Raw genomic sequence first — 16,626 nt, 5'->3', positions numbered from 1 at the left:
GCCCACCGGCCCGGCACGGCCCGAGGGGACTCCGCCCCCGAAGGCGGCCGGTTCCGACGGCGACCACGCCGTGCGGGAGACGAGACCCGACGGCCCCCCAGCCTCACGCGGGACAAGCCCCGACGCCCCCCTCGTCGTCTGCGTGATCGGCGCCGGTCCGCGCGGCCTCTCCGTCCTGGAACGGATCTGTGCGAACGCCGACGGGATCGCGCGGCCGGTCGTGGTCCATCTCGTCGACCCGTACCCGCCCGGCGCGGGCGCGGTGTGGCGCACCGACCAGCCGGTCGAGTTGCTGATGAACACGGTCGCCTCCCAGGTGACGCTGTTCACCGACGACAGCGTCGACTGCGCGGGGCCGTCCGTGCCCGGCCCCAGCCTGTACGAATGGTCCCGCACACTCGGCGGGGCCGCCGACGCCTACCCGGCCCGGGTCCGGGAGGAGGCGCGACGGCTCGGCCCCGACACGTACCCGACCCGTTCGTTCCACGGCCACTACCTGGAGTGGGTCTTCCGCCACCTCTTAGACACCGCGCCCGACCACGACGTCACGGTCCGCGTGCACCGGGCGACCGCGGTGGCGCTGGACGACACCCCGGACGGCCGCCAGACGGTGACGCTGCGGGACGGCCGCCGGCTGTCCGGCATGGACGCCGTGGTGCTGGCCCTCGGCCACGGAGACGTGACCCCGACCCCACAGGAGCGGGAGCTGCGCGCCTTCGCCGACCGGCACGACGGCCTGGCCTACGTGGAGCCCGCCAACCCGGCCGACACCGACCTGAGCACGATCGCGCCGGGCACACCGGTCGCGCTGCGCGGCCTGGGCCTGAACTTCTTCGACTACGTGGCCCTGCTCACCGAGGGCCGCGGCGGCACGTTCAAGGAGGGCCAGTCGGGCCTGGTGTACCTGCCGAGCGGCAACGAGCCGGTGCTGTACGCCGGTTCACGGCGCGGGGTGCCGTACCACGCCCGCGGGGAGAACGAGAAGGGCGCGCTCGGCCGCCACGACCCGCGCTTCCTCACTCCCGAGGTCATAGCGGGTTTTCGGCGCCGGGTGGACGCCGGACGCCCCGTCGACTTCCGCGCCGACCTCTGGCCCCTGATCGACCGGGAGGTCCGGACCGTCTACTACGAGGCATGGATCCGGGCCGCACAAGGCCCTGCGGCCGCCGAGGATTTCATACGCTCGTGCGCCGCCGGAGAGCCGTCCGCCCCGGAGCCGGCCCTCCTCGACCGCTACGCCGTGCCACCCGCCGACCGCTGGGACTGGCAGCGGATCGAACGACCGTACGGCGACCGGGTCTTCACCGACCGGGAAGACTTCCGGCGCTGGCTCCTGACGTATCTGCGGCAGGACGTCGTCGAGGCCCGGCTCGGCAATATGAACGGGCCGCTGAAGGCCGCGCTGGACGCCCTGCGGGATCTGCGCAACGAGATACGGCTGGTCGTCGACCACGGCGGTGTCTCCGGCGAGTCGTACCGCGCCGACCTGGACGGCTGGTACACCCCGCTGAACGCGTACACCTCGATCGGCCCGCCCGCCTTCCGGATCGAGCAGCTGATCGCACTGATCGAGGCCGAGGTGCTGCACATCGTCGGCCCGGGCATGCGGGTACGGCCTGCGGAGCGCGAGGGCGGTTTCCTGGTGGACGCCGAGCCGTCGGCCGAGCCTCCGGTGCTGGTCGGCACCCTGATCGAGGCGCGGCTGCCCGCCGTCGACCTGCGGCGCAGCACCGATCCGCTGCTGCGCGGGCTGTTCACCGCCGACCGGTGCGGCCCCTACCGCCTGGGCGGTCATGAGACGGGCGGCCTCGCGGTGACCGACAGCCCACCCCGGCTGCTGGACGCGACAGGCCGCGCACACCCACACCGATTCGCCTTCGGCGTCCCGACGGAGGGCGTGCGCTGGGTGACAGCGGTAGGCATCAGACCGGGCGTCGGCTCGGTCACGCTCGAGGACTCGGACGCGATAGCCCGGGCGGCCCTCGGCGTGGCCGAGGAAAGCGATGCGGCCGCAGGCCCCGAAACGGACGCCACCGTGGCCCCGGCGGCAGACACCACCGCACAGCCGAGGCCCGACGCGACCGTGGCCCCGGCGGCAGGCGCAGCCCCCGAGACAGACGCGGCCACAAAGCCGGAGGCGGCCCTCGCCGCAGGCCCCCGACCAGCCGTCACCGCGACCCCGAACACAGCACCGACCGTCCAGGCGGGAGCCACAGCAACAGCACGTCAGACATCAGCCGCAGGGAGTGCATGAGCGTGAACGCGATGTCCGTGGGCACCGACGCGGGCCTGCTCGCCCCCACCTGGGCGGGTACGCCGGCGGCGGCCCAGATGACCGACGAGGCCTGGCTGCAGGCCATGCTGGACGCCGAGGTGGCCCTCGCCCGGGCCCAGCACGCGGTGGGGCTGACGCCGGCCGCGGCGGTGGAGGCGATCGCCTCGGCCGCCGACGCGGAACGGCTGGACCTGGTCGCCCTGGCCCACGCGGCCCGGGCCGCGGCGAACCCGGTGGTCGCCCTCGTGCCCGCCTTCACGGAGGTGGTCGCGGCCAAGGACCCGGCCGCCGCCGAGTATGTGCACCGGGGCTCGACCAGCCAGGACATCCTCGACTCGGCGGCCATGCTGGTGGCCCGCCGGGTGCTGGACCTGATCGCCACCGACCTCGAACGCGTCGCTGCCGCCCTGGCCGCGCTGGCCGACACCCACCGCCGTACCGTCCTGGCGGGCCGCACCCTGGCCCAGCACGCGGTGCCCACCACCTTCGGCCTCAAGGCCGCGGGCTGGCTGCGGCTGGTCACCGACGCCCTGACCCGCGTACGCGCGGTTGCGTCCGCGCTCCCGGCCCAACTGGGCGGCGCGGCAGGCACGTTGGCCGCGTACTGCGAGTACGCCGTCCTGGACGGCGGCGTTCGGGCCGACGGCGGTGTCGAACTGCTCGCCCCCTTCGCTTCGGCACTCGGCCTGGCCGAACCGGCACTGCCCTGGCACACCGTACGGACCCCGATCGCCGAACTGGGCTCGGTGCTTCAGCTGGTCACCGGCGCCCTCGGCAAGTTCGCACTCGATGTGGAGACGCTGTCCCGCACCGAGATCGGCGAGGTCTCCGAGCCGGCCGCCGCCGGGCGCGGCGCCTCCTCGGCCATGCCGCAGAAGCGGAACCCGGCGCTCGCCACCCTGATCGTGTCGGCCGCCCGTCAGGTTCCCGCGCACGCCCTCGTCCTGGCCCAGTGTCTGCTCGCCGAGGACGAGCGGCCGGCCGGGGCGTGGCACGCGGAGTGGCAGCCCCTGCGGGAGGCTCTGCGGCTGGCGGGCGGGGCCGCGCACACGGCCGTGGAGCTGGCGGAGGGCCTGCTCGTCCACCCCGAGCGGATGCGCGCCAACCTCGAACTGACCGGCGGCGCGATCGTCACCGAGCGGCTCACGGTGGCGCTCGCCCCGGCGCTCGGCAAGGCCCGCGCGAAGAAGCTGCTGACCGCCGCCTCCGCCGAGGCCGCCGACACCGGACGCCCCCTGCGCGAGGTGCTGTCCGCCCACCCCGACCTGTCCGCCCGCTTCACCCCCGCCCAGCTGTCGGACCTGCTCGACCCGGCCCACTACACGGGCGCGGCGGACGCACTGATCGACCGGGCGCTGCACGCATACGAGTACAAGGCCACGAGCCCGGACGCCGGTGGCCACGCGAACGACGGAGGCACCCGATGAGCACGGCGAGCCGGACGGACGGCAGGGACGGCAGGGAGGACCGGGGCGGCAGGGAAAGCGCACCGGCGTCCCGGTCGTGGCCCGTCCTCCTGGTCGTGGTCTGCGCCCAGATGCTGATCTGGCTGGACACCTCGGTCCTCAACGTCGCCGTCACCACCCTCGCCGACCCGGAACGCGGCCTGGGCGCCACCCCCGCCGAACTGGAGTGGGTGGCCAGCGCCTACACCCTGGTCGTCGCCGGGGCCCTCTTCGCGGGCGGCGCGCTCGCCGACCGGTTCGGCCCCCGGAACACCCTGATCGCCGGTCTGGCCCTGTTCGGCGCGGCCTCCGGCGCGGGCGCGTTCGCCCCCGACCCGGCCTGGCTGATCGTGGCGCGCGCCTTCATGGGCGCGGGCAGCGCCCTGCTGATGCCCGCGACGCTGACCGTCATCGTGCAGAGCACCCCGGAGGAGAAACGCACCCGGGCCATCGCGATCTGGAGCTCGTCCAGCGGTCTCGGCGTGGCCGTCGGCCCGGTCGTGGGCGGGGCGCTGCTCAGCCACTTCTGGTGGGGCTCGGTGTTCCTGGTCAACGTGCCGATCGTGGCCCTGTGCCTGGCCGGAGTGCTGGCCGTCGTCCCCGGCCTGGGCGGTTCCCGCCGCCGGGTCCTCGACCTGCCGGGCCTCGCCTGGTCGGTCCTCGGCCTCGGCGGCCTGGTCTACGGCATCATCGAACTCGGCAACGGCCGCACCTGGTACGGCCCGCACGTCCTGCTCCCGCTGCTGCTGGGCGGCGCGCTCCTCGCCGTCTTCGTCGCCGGCCAGCGCAGGTCGCCGACGCCCAGCCTGGATCTACGGCTGTTCCGGCAGCCGGGGTTCTCGGCCGGCAGCGTGGTCCTGCTGATCGCGTTCATGGCCCTGGCCGGTCACCTGTTCTACGCGGCGTTCTATCTCCAGGGCCCCCGCGGCCTCTCCCCCGCCGACGCCGGAACCGTGATGATCGCCGCCGCGATCGGCATCGTCCTGGGCAGCCAGGCGTCCCCGGCGGCGAGCCGGCTGCTGTCGGCCCGCTGGACGGTCGCAAGCGGAGTCCTGGCCACCGCGGCCACCTACTTCGCCTATCTGTGGCTGGACGGCGACACCCCCCTGTGGATCATCGCCGCACTGCTGTGGATCCAGGGCTTCGGCATGGGCCTGGTCGGCACACCCGTCACGGCCGTGATGATGCGCGGGGTGCCACCACAGCTCGCGGGCGCCGGCTCGGCCGTCAACAGCGTCACCCGCCAGGTCGGCGGCACCCTCGGTGTGGCCATGGTCGGCTCGATCCTCTCCGGCGTCTACCGGGACCGCATGGCCGACGCCGAACTCCCAGGCACTGCACAGTCGTTGACACCGCAGGCCGAGGAACAGGCCCGCACCTCCGCCGAGGCGGCCCGCTCGCTCGCCGACTCACTCGACCTGCCCGCGCTGGCCTCGGCGGCCGACCGCGCCTTTCTCGACGCCATGTACACGGCCACGTTCTGGACCGCCGTCCTGGCCGTCGTCGGCTTCGCCGTGTGCGTCGTCGGCCTGCGCGCACGGGAGGCACGACCGCGGAACACCCCGGCGCGGGAGGCCCGGGACGAGCAGGTGGAAACCGCGTAGGAACCCAAGGACAACAGAGAACACAGAGACAGCAGAGACCACAGAGATCGCAGAGTTCGCAGAGATCGCAGAGACTCAGGAGAGGCGACGCACGATGACGCACGCGACGGCCCGTTCGGTCCTCGTCACCGGAGGAAACAGAGGCATCGGACTGGCCATAGCCCGCCGTTTCGCGGCGGCGGGCGACCGGGTCGCGGTGACCTACCGCGGCACCGAACCCCCGGCCTCCGAAGGCTTCCTCGCCGTACGGTGCGATGTGCGGGACGGCCAACAGGTGGACCAGGCCTTCAAGGAGGCCGAGGAGGCGCACGGCCCGGTCACCGTCCTGGTCGCCAACGCAGGCGCCACCCAGGACCGGCTGCTGGTGCGGATGACCGAGGAGGACTTCACCTCCGTCATCGACACCAACCTCACGGGCGCCTTCCGCGTGGCCCGGCGCGCGGTGCGCGGGATGCTCACCGCGGGCCACGGCCGTATCGTGCTGCTCTCCTCCACGGCCGCCCTGCACGGCGCCCCGGGCCAGACCAACTACGCGGCGGCCAAGGCCGGCCTGATCGGCTTCGCCCGCTCCCTCACCCAGGAACTGGGCCCCCGCGACATCACCTGCAACGTCGTCGCCCCCGGCCTCACCAGAACCGACATGAGCCAGTCCCTCACCGAGGACCAGCGCCGCAAACTCCTCGCCACCACCCCGGCCGGCCGCCTGGGCCACCCCGACGAGGTCGCCGACGCGGTCGCCTTCCTCGCCGGCGCCGGCTATGTGCGCGGCGCGGTGATCCCGGTCGACGGGGGCGCCGGACTGGGCCACTGACGCCCTCTCACCGGCACCGGGACCGGGCGGGGAAGCGGGCGTCGCGCGGCCGCCCGCTTCCCCGCCCTCACCACGCGGCTACCGCCCGCGCAGCTCCCGGTACTTGGCGACCAGCGCCTTCGTCGACGCGTCGAGCCCCGGCACGTCGGCACCCTCCGTCAGCGCGGGCTCGACCTTCTTCGCGAGAACCTTGCCCAGCTCCACACCCCACTGGTCGAACGAGTCGATGTTCCAGACGGCGCCCTGCACGAACACCTTGTGCTCGTAGAGCGCGATCAGCTGCCCCAGCACCGACGGGGTCAGCTCCTTCGCGAGGATCGTCGTCGTCGGGTGGTTCCCCTTGAACGTCTTGTGCGGCACCAGTTCCTCCGGTGCCCCCTCCGCCCGCACCTCGTCCGGCGTCTTGCCGAACGCCAGTGCCTGCGTCTGCGCGAAGAAGTTGGCCATCAGCAGATCGTGCTGGGCGACCAGCCCGGGCAGCAGATCGGCGACCGGCTCGGCGAAGCCGATGAAGTCCGCCGGAATCAGCTTCGTACCCTGGTGGATGAGCTGGTAGTAGGCGTGCTGGCCGTTCGTCCCCGGCGTGCCCCACACCACCGGCCCCGTCTGCCAGTCCACCGGAACGCCGTCCCGGCCCACGTACTTGCCGTTCGACTCCATGTCCAGCTGCTGCAAGTAGGCCGTGAACTTGGACAGGTAGTGGCTGTACGGCAGCACCGCGTGCGACTGCGCGTCATGGAAGTTGCCGTACCAGATGCCCAGCAGGCCCAGCAGCAGAGGGACGTTGGACTCGGCGGGAGCGGTGCGGAAGTGCTCGTCGACCAGGTGGAATCCGTCGAGCATCTCCCGGAAGCGGTCCGGGCCGATCGCGATCATCAGGGACAGACCGATCGCCGAGTCGTACGAGTACCGCCCGCCGACCCAGTCCCAGAACTCGAACATGTTGACCGTGTCGATGCCGAAGTCCGACACCTTCTCCGCGTTCGTCGACAGCGCCACGAAGTGCCTGGCGACCGCCTCGGGGCCGGCCTTCAACTCCGTGAGCAGCCAGTCGCGCGCGGAGGTCGCGTTGGTGATCGTCTCGATGGTCGTGAACGTCTTCGAGGCGATGATGAACAGCGTCTCCGCCGCGTCCAGGTCCCGTACCGCCTCGTGGAGGTCGGCCCCGTCCACGTTCGACACGAAGCGGAGCACCAGGTCGCGGTCGGTGAAGGAGCGCAGCACCTCGTACGCCATCGCCGGGCCCAGGTCGGAGCCGCCGATGCCGACGTTGACGATGTTCTTGATACGGCGACCGGTGTGACCGGTCCACTCGCCGGAGCGGACGCGCTCGGCGAAGCCGGTCATCTTGTCGAGGACCGCGTGCACACCCGGCACCACGTTCTCGCCGTCGACCTCGATCACCACGTCACGCGGGGCGCGCAGCGCGGTGTGCAGCACGGCCCGGTCCTCGGTGGTGTTGATCTTCTCGCCGCGGAACATGGCGTCCCGCAGCCCGAACACACCGGTCGCGGCGGCCAGCTCGCGCAGCAGCCGCAGCGTCTCGTCGGTGATCAGGTGCTTGGAGTAGTCGACGTGCAGATCGCCGACCTCCAGCGTGTACCCGGCGCCGCGCCCGGGGTCGGCCGCGAACAGCTCCCGCAGCTGCACCTCACCCAGCTGCTCCCGATGCTCGGCCAACGCGGTCCACTCGGGCGTCTGGTTGAGCCTGGTACGGCTTTCTGCGTTCATCTCGGACTTCAGCCTTCTTTCCTACCTGGTCCTGCCGCTTGACCCCGCTGCCGGTCCCAACCTAATTGATCACGACGGAACACGAACCGTCGTGTCGTCGTCCGGCTCGACAACAGATACGTCCACCTTGAGCGTCGGTATCAGCGCGGCGACGGACAGGACGAGGAAGGCGGCGGCGAGCAGGGCCGGCGTGTTGAGCCCCCAGGCCATGGCGACCACGCCGCCGAGGAGGGCGCCGAGCGGGGCCCCGGCCACGGCCAGGGTGCGGTAGGCGGAGCTGACGCGGCCGAGCATGTCGGCGGGGGCGCGCTGCTGCATCAGGGTCGTGGAGTTGACGTTCCACACCATGCCCATGGCTCCGAAAACCGCCAGGGCCGCCACGAGTGCCACGACGCTGCGCACCGAGCCCATCACGGCCAGCGCCGCGATCTGCACCACCCCGGCCAGAAGCACGGACCGCACGCGGCCCACCCCGGCCACGAGGCGCCCGTTCAGCGCTCCCCCGGTCAGGCTGCCGACCGTGTACCCGGTCATCGCCGCCGCGTATCCCGCGTTGCCCGCGTCCAGCCAGCCGGTGACCAGCAGCGCCATCGTGGCGATGAGGGCGCCCATGCCGATGTTGCACAGCGCGGTGGCGGCGCACAGTCCGCGCAGGGCCCTGTCACGCCACAGGGTGCGCAGCCCGGCGGCGATCTCCGCGCGCAGGGTGCTGCCGGCGGGGCTGGGCTCACGCGCGGGCGGGGTTGTGCGCAGCGAGGCCACGAGGGCGGCGGCAAGCAGGAAGGTCAGGGCGTCGGCCGCGAAGGGGACCGCCGTCCCGGCGGCCAGCAGCAGCGGGACGACCGGCCCGGCGATCAGGCCGCCCGCGATCTGCTGCCCCGTCATCAGCCGGGCGTTCGCTCTGCCCAGGGCGTCGTGTTCCACCAGAACGGGCAGCAGGGCCGTGGCCGCGTTGTCGAACAGCGTCTGGAGGGTGGTCAGCGCGAAGGCCAGGGCGATCAGCAGGGCGATCGAGGCATGACCGAGCGCCACGGCCACCGCGAAGCCCGCCACCAGCAGTCCGCGCACCACGTCCACGATCCACATGGCGCGCCGCTGGTCCACCCGGTCGGCGACCGCGCCGCCGAACAGACCGAAGACCAGCCAGGGCAGATACCCGCAGGCGGTGACCGACGCGACGAGCAGCGGTGCGTCGGTCAGCGTGACCGCGAGCAGCGGCAGGGCGGCCGTACGCAGTGCGTCTCCGAAGCTGGAGAGCACAGCGGCGCTCCACAGTCGCCCGAAGCCCCCGGTCATGATCACGCGTCCCCCACACGATTCGTCGAAGCACAAACCGTAGAGGGCACCACTGACAATCACTCTGACCAGGGAAAACGCAAGCGGCATGGCTTGATCAGCGGCAGCGAGCGGCACGGCTCGAACCGCGTGCCGGTCACCCGCCCCGAACAAGTCCGGCCAGACACCCCTCGGTGCCCGGCCGGTCTCAACTCCTAGATCTCGCCCCGCAGTTTGGCGAGCGCCTCGGCGAGAATCGCCTCGCCGTCCGCGTCACTGCGCCGCTCACGGACATACGCGAGATGCGTCTTGTAGGGCTCGGTGCGCGGAGGGTCCGGTGGGTTGTCCCGGTCCTGTCCGGCCGGGAATCCGCAGCGCGGGCAGTCCCAGGTGTCGGGGACCTGCGCGTCGCTGGCGAAGCTGGGCTGGGTCTCGTGCCCGTTGGAGCACCAGAAGGAGATGCGCAGCCGGGGGGCGGACTCGCCGCGCTCGGCCTCGCCCATCGGCCCCGCCCCGACCCGGCTTCCTCGGATCGCGTTGCCACTTGCCACGGTCGTAACTCCCTGCGTGATGGTGCGGCGAAGCGAGTCGGCGTTTCGCTTCGCTGCGAGCGCCTCAGTCTACGTAAGGCCCAACGCGCGTCCAGTGAATGGAGTTACATCCCACCCCAGACGCAAGCCCCATGATAGGCCGCGCTCGAAGTCGCGTACCCAGCATGGGGCTTTACGTGCGGATTGGTGCGTCCGTGACGCGGATCAGTTGTTGACCTTCATCAGGATGCCGAGTACGACAATGCACGCGAACCACAGCAGACCGACCACCACGGTGATCCGGTCGAGGTTGCGCTCGGCGACCGAGGAGCCACCGACGGACGACTGCATGCCGCCACCGAACATGTCGGAGAGGCCGCCGCCCTTGCCCTTGTGCATCAGCACCAGCAGCATCATCAGCAGGCTGAAGACGATCAGGGCGATCGAGAACCCCATAACCACGGCTGGACCAACTTCCTCGGATCTGGATGGACGACACGGAGGGCCGGGACCGGTCGGCGAGCTCGACACTCGCCTACTGGGCCACCGACCCCCCGCAAGAGTACGACGTTACGCCGTCAAGGCCTACTCACTGGTCCCGAAAGCGCACGATCTTGACGAACTCGTCGGCGTCCAGCGACGCGCCGCCGACGAGGGCGCCGTCGATGTCGGCCTGCGCCATGATCTCGGCGACGTTGCCGGCCTTCACCGAGCCGCCGTACTGGATGCGGATCTGGTCGGCCGTCTCCTGGGAGTACAGCTCGGCGAGCTTGCCGCGGATGGCCGCGCAGACCTCCTGGGCGTCCTCGGCGCCGCAGACCTTGCCGGTGCCGATGGCCCACACGGGCTCGTAGGCGATGACGACGGTCTCGGCGTGCTCGGCGGGGACGTCCTTGAGGCCGCCCTCGACCTGGGCGAGCGTGTGGGAGACGTGGTTGCCCGCCTCGCGGACCTCCAGCTCCTCGCCGACGCACAGGATCGGGGTGAGGCCGTGCTTGTAGGCGGCCTTGACCTTGGCGTTGACGATCTCGTCGGTCTCGTCGTGGTACTGGCGGCGCTCGGAGTGGCCGATGGCCACGAACGCGCACTTCAGCTTGGACAGCATCGGGCCCGAGATCTCGCCGGTGTAGGCACCGCCGTCGTGCGCCGAGATGTCCTGGGCGCCGTACTTGATCTTGAGCTTGTCGCCGTCGACCAGGGTCTGGACCGAGCGCAGGTCGGTGAAGGGCGGCAGGACCGCGACCTCACAGGCCTCGTAGTCCTTGTCGGCCAGGGCGAAGGCGAGCTTCTGGACGTGGGCGATGGCCTCGAGGTGGTTGAGGTTCATCTTCCAGTTGCCCGCCATCAGCGGCGTGCGAGTGGTCATACGGGGTCAGTCCTCCAGTGCGGCGAGACCGGGGAGCGTCTTGCCCTCGAGGTATTCGAGGGAGGCGCCGCCACCGGTCGAGATGTGGCCGAATGCGTTCTCGTCGAAGCCCAGGATGCGCACGGCCGCGGCGGAGTCGCCGCCGCCCACGACCGTGAAGGACTTGGAGTCGAGGAGTGCCTGGGCGACCGCTTTGGTGCCCTCGGCGAAATCGGGGTGTTCGAAGACGCCCATGGGGCCGTTCCAGAAGACGGTGGCGGCGTCGGCGATCTTCGAGGCGTACAGCTTGCGGGACTCCGGCCCGATGTCGAGACCCATCTGGTCGGCCGGCATGGCGTCCGCGGCGACCGCGGTGGCATCGGCCGGAGCCTTGCTCTTCAGGTCCGGGAACGCGGGCGCGACGACGGCGTCGACGGGCAGGACCAGCTCGACACCGGTCCTCTCCGCGCGCTCCACGTACTCGGTGACCGCCGCCAGCTGGTCCTCCTGAAGCAGGGAGCCGCCGATCTCGTAACCCTTGGCCTTCAGGAACGTGTACGCCATGCCGCCGCCGATGAGGATGCGGTCCGCCTTGGCGAGCAGTTGGTCGATGACGGCGAGCTTGTCGGAGACCTTGGCGCCGCCGAGCGCGACCACGTAGGGGCGCTGGACGTCCTCGGTGAGCTTCTTCAGGACGCCGACCTCGGTGGCGATGAGGTGGCCGGCGTAGTGCGGCAGCCGGGCCGGCAGGTCGAAGACCGAGGCGTGCTTGCGGTGGACCGCGCCGAAGCCGTCGCCCACGTACACGTCGGCGAGGCCGGCCAGCAGGTCGGCGAAGGCGGCGCGCTCGGCGTCGTCCTTGGACGTCTCACCGGCGTTGAAGCGGAGGTTCTCGAGGACCGCGACCTGCCCGTCGGCGAGGCCCGACACCGTGGACGTGGCCGACTCGCCGACGGTGTCCGACGCGAACGCCACATCGGCGCCGAGGAGTTCACCGAGGCGCGTGGCGGCCGGGGCGAGGGAGAAGACCGGGTCCGGGGCGCCCTTGGGGCGGCCCAGATGGGAGGCGACGACGACCCGCGCGCCCGCGTCGGCCAGCGCCTTGACGGTGGGCAGCACGGCGCGGATGCGGCCGTCGTCGGTGATGGTGGTGCCGTCGAGCGGCACGTTCAGGTCGGCGCGGACGAAGACCCGCTTGCCGGCGACTCCATCGGCGAGGAGTTCGTCGATCGTCTTCATTGAGAGGGCTCCCGAAGAGGACTTGTGGTGCTCGTGATCGTAAGAGGGCCGCTTTTGTACGTGAGTCAGGGCCCGGGCGGCGCGTCCCTGCGCCGCCCGAGCCCTGCGCTCACATCGATGTGCCTGCTCTGTGGATCAGAGCTGGTTGCCGACGAAGACCGTCAGGTCGACGAGGCGGTTGGAGTAGCCCCACTCGTTGTCGTACCAGCCGAGGATCTTCACCGAGGTGCCCTCCTGGACCATGGTCAGGGAGGCGTCGAAGGTGCAGGAGGCCGGGTCGCTGACGATGTCCGAGGAGACGATCTCGTCCTCGGTGTAGGCCAGGTACCCCTTGAGGTCGCCGTCCTCGGAGGCCTTCTTGAACGCGGCGTTGACCTCGTCCTTGGTGACCTCGCGCTGGAGCGTCACCACCAGGTCGGTGGCCGAGCCGGTCGGGACCGGGACGCGCATCGCGATGCCGTCGAGCTTGCCCTTGAGCTGCGGCAGGACCAGGGCGGTGGCCTTCGCGGCACCCGTGGTGGTCGGGATGATGTTCTCGGCGGCGGCGCGGGCGCGACGCAGGTCCGAGTGCGGGAAGTCCAGGATGCGCTGGTCGTTGGTGTACGCGTGGACCGTCGTCATCAGACCCTTGACGATGCCGAAGTTCTCGTCGAGGACCTTGGCCATCGGCGCCACACAGTTGGTGGTGCAGGAGGCGTTGGAGATGACGTGGTGGTTCGCCGGGTCGTACTTGTCCTGGTTGACGCCCATCACCACGGTGATGTCCTCGTCCTTGGCCGGAGCCGAGATGAGGACCTTCTTGGCGCCGCCGGCGAGGTGCTTCTCGGCGTCGGCCTTCTTGGTGAAGATGCCCGTCGACTCGATGACGATGTCGACGCCCAGCTCGCCCCACGGGATGTCGGCGGGGTTGCGCTCGGACAGGACCTTGATGGTGTGGCCGTCCACGGTGATCGTGTCGGCGGTGTGCGACACCTCGGCCTTGAGACGGCCCAGGATGGTGTCGTACTTCAGGAGGTGTGCGGTGGTCGCGGTGTCACCCAGGTCGTTGACAGCCACGATCTCGATGTCTGCACCCTGCTCCAGCAGCGCGCGGAAGTAGTTACGACCGATGCGGCCAAAGCCGTTGATGCCTACGCGGATCGTCACGAACCGATCTCCTCGTTGGTACGCCGGCTCAGTGCCGGCGAGCTGTATGGGATGTCCCCGACCGCCTACGACCCTACCTCCCCGGGGCCCGCCGAGTGACATCGAGATGCCCTATACATGGCAGTGCGGCCCGTACCCGCCAGTAGAGGCACGGACCGCCCTGGTTTTGCAAGGTGATTACCTTTTGAGCGGCCCTCCGATCATCTGATTCCAGACGTTCGGGGCGCGCTTTTTATCCTCTTTATCGAGCTTTTGGTTCAGCCCTTCAGCGCCGCCAGCGCCTTGCCTATCAGTGCCGTGCGGTCGGCCGCCGCGGTGACCTGCTCCAGGCCGAAGCCCAGCAGCACGGTGTCGCGCGTGGTGACCGCTCCATAGGTCTTGAACAGCTCGCCGGACAGACCCCAGTCCTTGATCACCGCCGGGCTGCCCGCGGGCGGGCCCGGAGTGCTCCAGGCGCCGAGCGACGTCTCGAAGCCCTCGGTGGCGCCGGCCGTGCCGCCGATGACGACGGTGGCGTTGTCGGCGAGGACGCCGCGGCCTCCGGAGCCGGGGTCGGTGATGTAGCTGAGCGAGACCTCGACCTTCTTGCCGGCGTACGCGGAGAGATCGAACTCGACCTGCTGCCAGCCCGCCGAGGCCCCGGTGAAGCTGTTCCAGGAGCCGCTCGTGCCGGTGGCCTTGCAGCCGCCGTCGGCCAGGGTCAGATACCGCTTGAGCGCGGGGTGGCCCTGGATGAAGTACCCGGCCTCGCACTCGGCGGGCACGGTGGTGCTGGTCGCGCCGCCCTTCTCCGGGAGCGTGGTCCAGTCGTCGGCCCCGGCCGTGTGCGCCTCCAGCAGGGCGTGGTCGTAGCCCTCCTCGGTGTCCCACAGCAGCCGGGTCCGCAGCGTCGGCGCGTCGGCCGCGCTCACCGAGGTGAGGTCGATGGTGCGGGTGAGGCGGTTCCAGGCGTAGTCGGAGTGCGTGACGGCCGCCATGGACGCGCCCTCGTACGGCCCGTACGGGTTGACCGTGCCCGGGTACTGGCCCGCGCCCGCGCTCCTGAACTGCGGGAACGTGTTTGCGGGCAGGGTGTCCGAGGTGACGGTGAAGGAACCGGCCGAGTCCAGCGGGTTGCCGGGCGCGCCGCCGAGGGCCCCGGTGTAGCCCGCGAGGCCGCCGAGGCCCTGGAACGCCGTGGCGTTCGGGAGGTTCGTACGGCTGTAGGCGCCCAGGTAGTACTGGCTGAAGTCGTTCGACAGCGTGCCGCCGCCGAGGTCGACCGAGCCGCCGGCGCTCTCGCCGGACTCGACCAACTTGCCGCCCTCATTGAGGTAGGCCCGCAGTTCGAGCTGGGTGGCGACACCCGGACGGACGGCGCCCGTGTAGTGCACGACCGTCTTGAAGTGCTTCAGTACGCCCAGCGCGTCGGGAGCACCCTGGGTCGCGACATCCCAGACGAGCGCCTTCTTGCCGTTGGCCTTGAGCGCGTCGACGTACGTCTGGGCCTGGGTCGCGGTCGCGCCCTCCTCGGCCACGACGAGGGTGTCGGCCTTGGGCCGCTTGGCGATCGTGTACGTGAAGTGCTTACTGGAGGTGCGCTTTCCGGCCTTCGTCCTGCCGGTGAACCAGACCTCGACCTTGTCGCCCGGCTTGCCGTCCTTCACCTTGGCGCGGTACTCGTCGAAGTACAGGTTGTCCTCGCCGCCGAACGTCTCGCCGCCCTTCCAGGCCTTGAGCGTCTGGTGGTGCTTACGACCGCCGTTGACGCGGTACTTCAGCTCCTTGTCGCGCACGGACTTGCGTACGACGACGGAGACCTGCTGGTCCGCGCCGCGCGAGTACGACGTGCTGAAGCCGGCCGGAGTGAAGTCGGGGGCGTCGATACCGACCGAGGACTTCGGCTGGTCGGGCTTGGCGGCCGACTCGGCGACGGAGAGCGCGAACGGGATGTTCTTCTTGAACTCTTCCTGGATCAGCTTCTCGTCGTCCGGGAAGGTGAAGACGGACGCGCAGTCGGAGGCCACCCACGGGTCGTCCGGGTAGAGGTTCGAGACCGTCTGGCACGTCGACATCTCGGGGGTGAACATCGCGGTGCCGTTGACGTTGGCCGCGTGGCCGTCCGCCTCGCCGTTGGTGGTGTACAGCTCGGAGGAGAGCTGCGGGTGGTAGCCGGGGATCGCGGAGTTCTCGGGCGTGCCGGCGAGGGACTCGTAGAGCACGTCGTCCGGCGTCGGGCTCGCCACCTGCCAGCCGACTCCGTAGAGGAGCAGCTCGGCGGCGGAGTGGTAGTTGATGCCGTACTCGAAGCCGATGCGCTTCTCGAAGGCGTCCAGGGCCTTGGTCTCGGGCTCCGAGCCCGGGCCGGCGCCGCGGTAGGTCTCGCTGGTGGGGAACGGGGAGGAACCCTCGTTGTCGTAGCCCCATTTGTAGGCGAAGTTGCGGTTGAGGTCGACGCCGTCGCCGATGGCGATGGTGCCGTCGCCGTTGTTGTCGCGCAGGTTCTTGCGCCACTGGCGGTTGCCGTCGGCCTTGTGCGTGAAGTCGTAACCGTCCGGGTTGGCGGAGAGGACGAACCACAGCTCGGTGGTGTCCACGAGCTTCTTGATCCGCTTGTCCGTCTTGTAGTTGTCCACGTAGTAGTGCATCAGACGCCGGGTCATCTCCGGCGTGATCCACTCACGCGCGTGCTGGTTGGACATGTACAGGACGGAGGGCTTGGCGCCGTCCTTGGTCTTCTTGGCGTTCTTGGTCAGTTTGAGCGCCAGGATGTCCTGCCCCTGGAGGGTCTTGCCTATCGAGACCACTTTGGTGAGGGACGGGTTCTTCTGGCCCGTCCGGACGATCTCCTCCTTGAGGTTGCCCGCACCGCTGTACGGGCGGAAGACCCCGTCGCCGGCGGCGTCCACGCGCGCCTCGGCCTTCTTGGTGAGCTTGTGCTCCTTGAGGTCGACGCCCTGCTCCTCCAGGGCCTCGGCCTGCTTGTCGGTGAGGTAGACCTCGACCGAGGCGGTGCCCTTCTCTGGCGCCTGCTCGCTGAGTTCGTGGCCGTCCTGCCCGGCCGCGAGCAGCAGGGGTATCTGCTTCTTCGTGACCTCGGCACGGAAGACCTTGACCTCGTCCGCGTCCGGAGAACCGTCGCTCTCGGCCGCCTGCGCGACCGGCGCGAATCCGGCGCCGCCGCCCAGCAGGAGCGCGCCCGCGGCGAGGATCGATCTCGCTCTTCGTCTCATGAGCCCCCCTTGC

12 protein-coding genes are annotated in these 16,626 nt (G+C 70.6%); 4 read left to right on the top strand and 8 right to left on the bottom strand.

Annotation, left to right across the window (positions count from 1 at the left end; all coding sequences use genetic code 11):
- Nucleotides 1-142: 142 nt before the first annotated feature.
- The 4 genes from SGFS_RS42620 (at nucleotide 143) to fabG (ending at nucleotide 6,135) form a co-directional block, all read left to right on the top strand.
- Nucleotides 143-2,254: an FAD/NAD(P)-binding protein gene (locus SGFS_RS42620; RefSeq protein WP_286257723.1), complete on the top strand. Its 2,112-nt coding sequence runs from the start codon at nucleotides 143-145 to the stop codon at nucleotides 2,252-2,254.
- Complete coding sequence (locus SGFS_RS42615) at nucleotides 2,251-3,702, top strand: nitrosuccinate lyase (protein ID WP_286257722.1); 1,452 nt, start codon at nucleotides 2,251-2,253, stop codon at nucleotides 3,700-3,702. The genes SGFS_RS42620 and SGFS_RS42615 overlap by 4 nt, the downstream gene beginning before the upstream one ends.
- Nucleotides 3,699-5,324, top strand: coding sequence for an MFS transporter (locus SGFS_RS42610; RefSeq protein WP_286257721.1), 1,626 nt, complete (start codon nucleotides 3,699-3,701; stop codon nucleotides 5,322-5,324). Before SGFS_RS42615 ends, SGFS_RS42610 begins: the two co-directional genes overlap by 4 nt.
- A gap of 94 nt (nucleotides 5,325-5,418) precedes the next feature.
- Nucleotides 5,419-6,135, top strand: coding sequence for a 3-oxoacyl-ACP reductase FabG (gene fabG, locus SGFS_RS42605; RefSeq protein ID WP_286257719.1), 717 nt, complete (start codon nucleotides 5,419-5,421; stop codon nucleotides 6,133-6,135).
- Between the two features lie 78 nt (nucleotides 6,136-6,213).
- Here fabG and pgi read toward each other — a convergent pair whose 3' ends face one another.
- The 8 genes from pgi to SGFS_RS42565 all read right to left on the bottom strand — a co-directional run bounded on the left by pgi (nucleotide 6,214) and on the right by SGFS_RS42565 (nucleotide 16,613).
- Nucleotides 6,214-7,866 (bottom strand): glucose-6-phosphate isomerase, encoded by a 1,653-nt coding sequence (gene pgi / locus SGFS_RS42600; RefSeq protein WP_286257718.1) that lies wholly within the window; start codon nucleotides 7,864-7,866, stop codon nucleotides 6,214-6,216.
- A gap of 69 nt (nucleotides 7,867-7,935) precedes the next feature.
- A complete protein-coding gene (locus tag SGFS_RS42595) occupies nucleotides 7,936-9,162 on the bottom strand; it encodes an MFS transporter (RefSeq protein WP_286260336.1) in 1,227 nt (408 codons plus the stop codon).
- A 194-nt stretch (nucleotides 9,163-9,356) separates the two neighbouring features.
- Complete coding sequence (locus tag SGFS_RS42590; RefSeq protein WP_003957010.1) at nucleotides 9,357-9,692, bottom strand: RNA polymerase-binding protein RbpA; 336 nt, start codon at nucleotides 9,690-9,692, stop codon at nucleotides 9,357-9,359.
- Between the two features lie 204 nt (nucleotides 9,693-9,896).
- Nucleotides 9,897-10,127: a preprotein translocase subunit SecG gene (secG, locus tag SGFS_RS42585; RefSeq protein WP_029181151.1), complete on the bottom strand. Its 231-nt coding sequence runs from the start codon at nucleotides 10,125-10,127 to the stop codon at nucleotides 9,897-9,899.
- A gap of 133 nt (nucleotides 10,128-10,260) precedes the next feature.
- The gene (gene tpiA, locus SGFS_RS42580) at nucleotides 10,261-11,037 is read right to left on the bottom strand and encodes a triose-phosphate isomerase (protein WP_286257717.1); all 777 of its coding nucleotides are present in this window, start codon (nucleotides 11,035-11,037) and stop codon (nucleotides 10,261-10,263) included.
- Between the two features lie 6 nt (nucleotides 11,038-11,043).
- Nucleotides 11,044-12,255, bottom strand: coding sequence for a phosphoglycerate kinase (locus SGFS_RS42575; RefSeq protein WP_286257716.1), 1,212 nt, complete (start codon nucleotides 12,253-12,255; stop codon nucleotides 11,044-11,046).
- 135 nt (nucleotides 12,256-12,390) lie between these two features.
- Nucleotides 12,391-13,401, bottom strand: coding sequence for a type I glyceraldehyde-3-phosphate dehydrogenase (gene gap, locus SGFS_RS42570; protein ID WP_286257715.1), 1,011 nt, complete (start codon nucleotides 13,399-13,401; stop codon nucleotides 12,391-12,393).
- Nucleotides 13,402-13,658: 257 nt separating this feature from the next.
- A complete protein-coding gene (locus tag SGFS_RS42565) occupies nucleotides 13,659-16,613 on the bottom strand; it encodes a M14 family metallopeptidase (RefSeq protein ID WP_286257714.1) in 2,955 nt (984 codons plus the stop codon).
- Nucleotides 16,614-16,626: the final 13 nt, after the last annotated feature.

It is taken from the genome of Streptomyces graminofaciens (genome assembly GCF_030294945.1).
Classification (GTDB): domain Bacteria; phylum Actinomycetota; class Actinomycetes; order Streptomycetales; family Streptomycetaceae; genus Streptomyces; species Streptomyces graminofaciens.
This window is presented reverse-complemented; position numbering and strand designations above follow the sequence as displayed.

What these genes read in the sequence shown, in the direction of transcription:
- SGFS_RS42595 (WP_286260336.1), bottom strand. Translation starts at nt 9,162, where the DNA reads ATGACCGGGGGCTTCGGGCGACTGTGGAGCGCCGCTGTGCTCTCCAGC.
- tpiA (WP_286257717.1), bottom strand. Translation starts at nt 11,037, where the DNA reads ATGACCACTCGCACGCCGCTGATGGCGGGCAACTGGAAGATGAACCTC.
- pgi (WP_286257718.1), bottom strand. Translation starts at nt 7,866, where the DNA reads ATGAACGCAGAAAGCCGTACCAGGCTCAACCAGACGCCCGAGTGGACC.
- SGFS_RS42565 (WP_286257714.1), bottom strand. Translation starts at nt 16,613, where the DNA reads ATGAGACGAAGAGCGAGATCGATCCTCGCCGCGGGCGCGCTCCTGCTG.
- SGFS_RS42575 (WP_286257716.1), bottom strand. Translation starts at nt 12,255, where the DNA reads ATGAAGACGATCGACGAACTCCTCGCCGATGGAGTCGCCGGCAAGCGG.
- SGFS_RS42610 (WP_286257721.1), top strand. Translation starts at nt 3,699, where the DNA reads ATGAGCACGGCGAGCCGGACGGACGGCAGGGACGGCAGGGAGGACCGG.
- SGFS_RS42615 (WP_286257722.1), top strand. Translation starts at nt 2,251, where the DNA reads ATGAGCGTGAACGCGATGTCCGTGGGCACCGACGCGGGCCTGCTCGCC.
- fabG (WP_286257719.1), top strand. Translation starts at nt 5,419, where the DNA reads ATGACGCACGCGACGGCCCGTTCGGTCCTCGTCACCGGAGGAAACAGA.
- secG (WP_029181151.1), bottom strand. Translation starts at nt 10,127, where the DNA reads ATGGGGTTCTCGATCGCCCTGATCGTCTTCAGCCTGCTGATGATGCTG.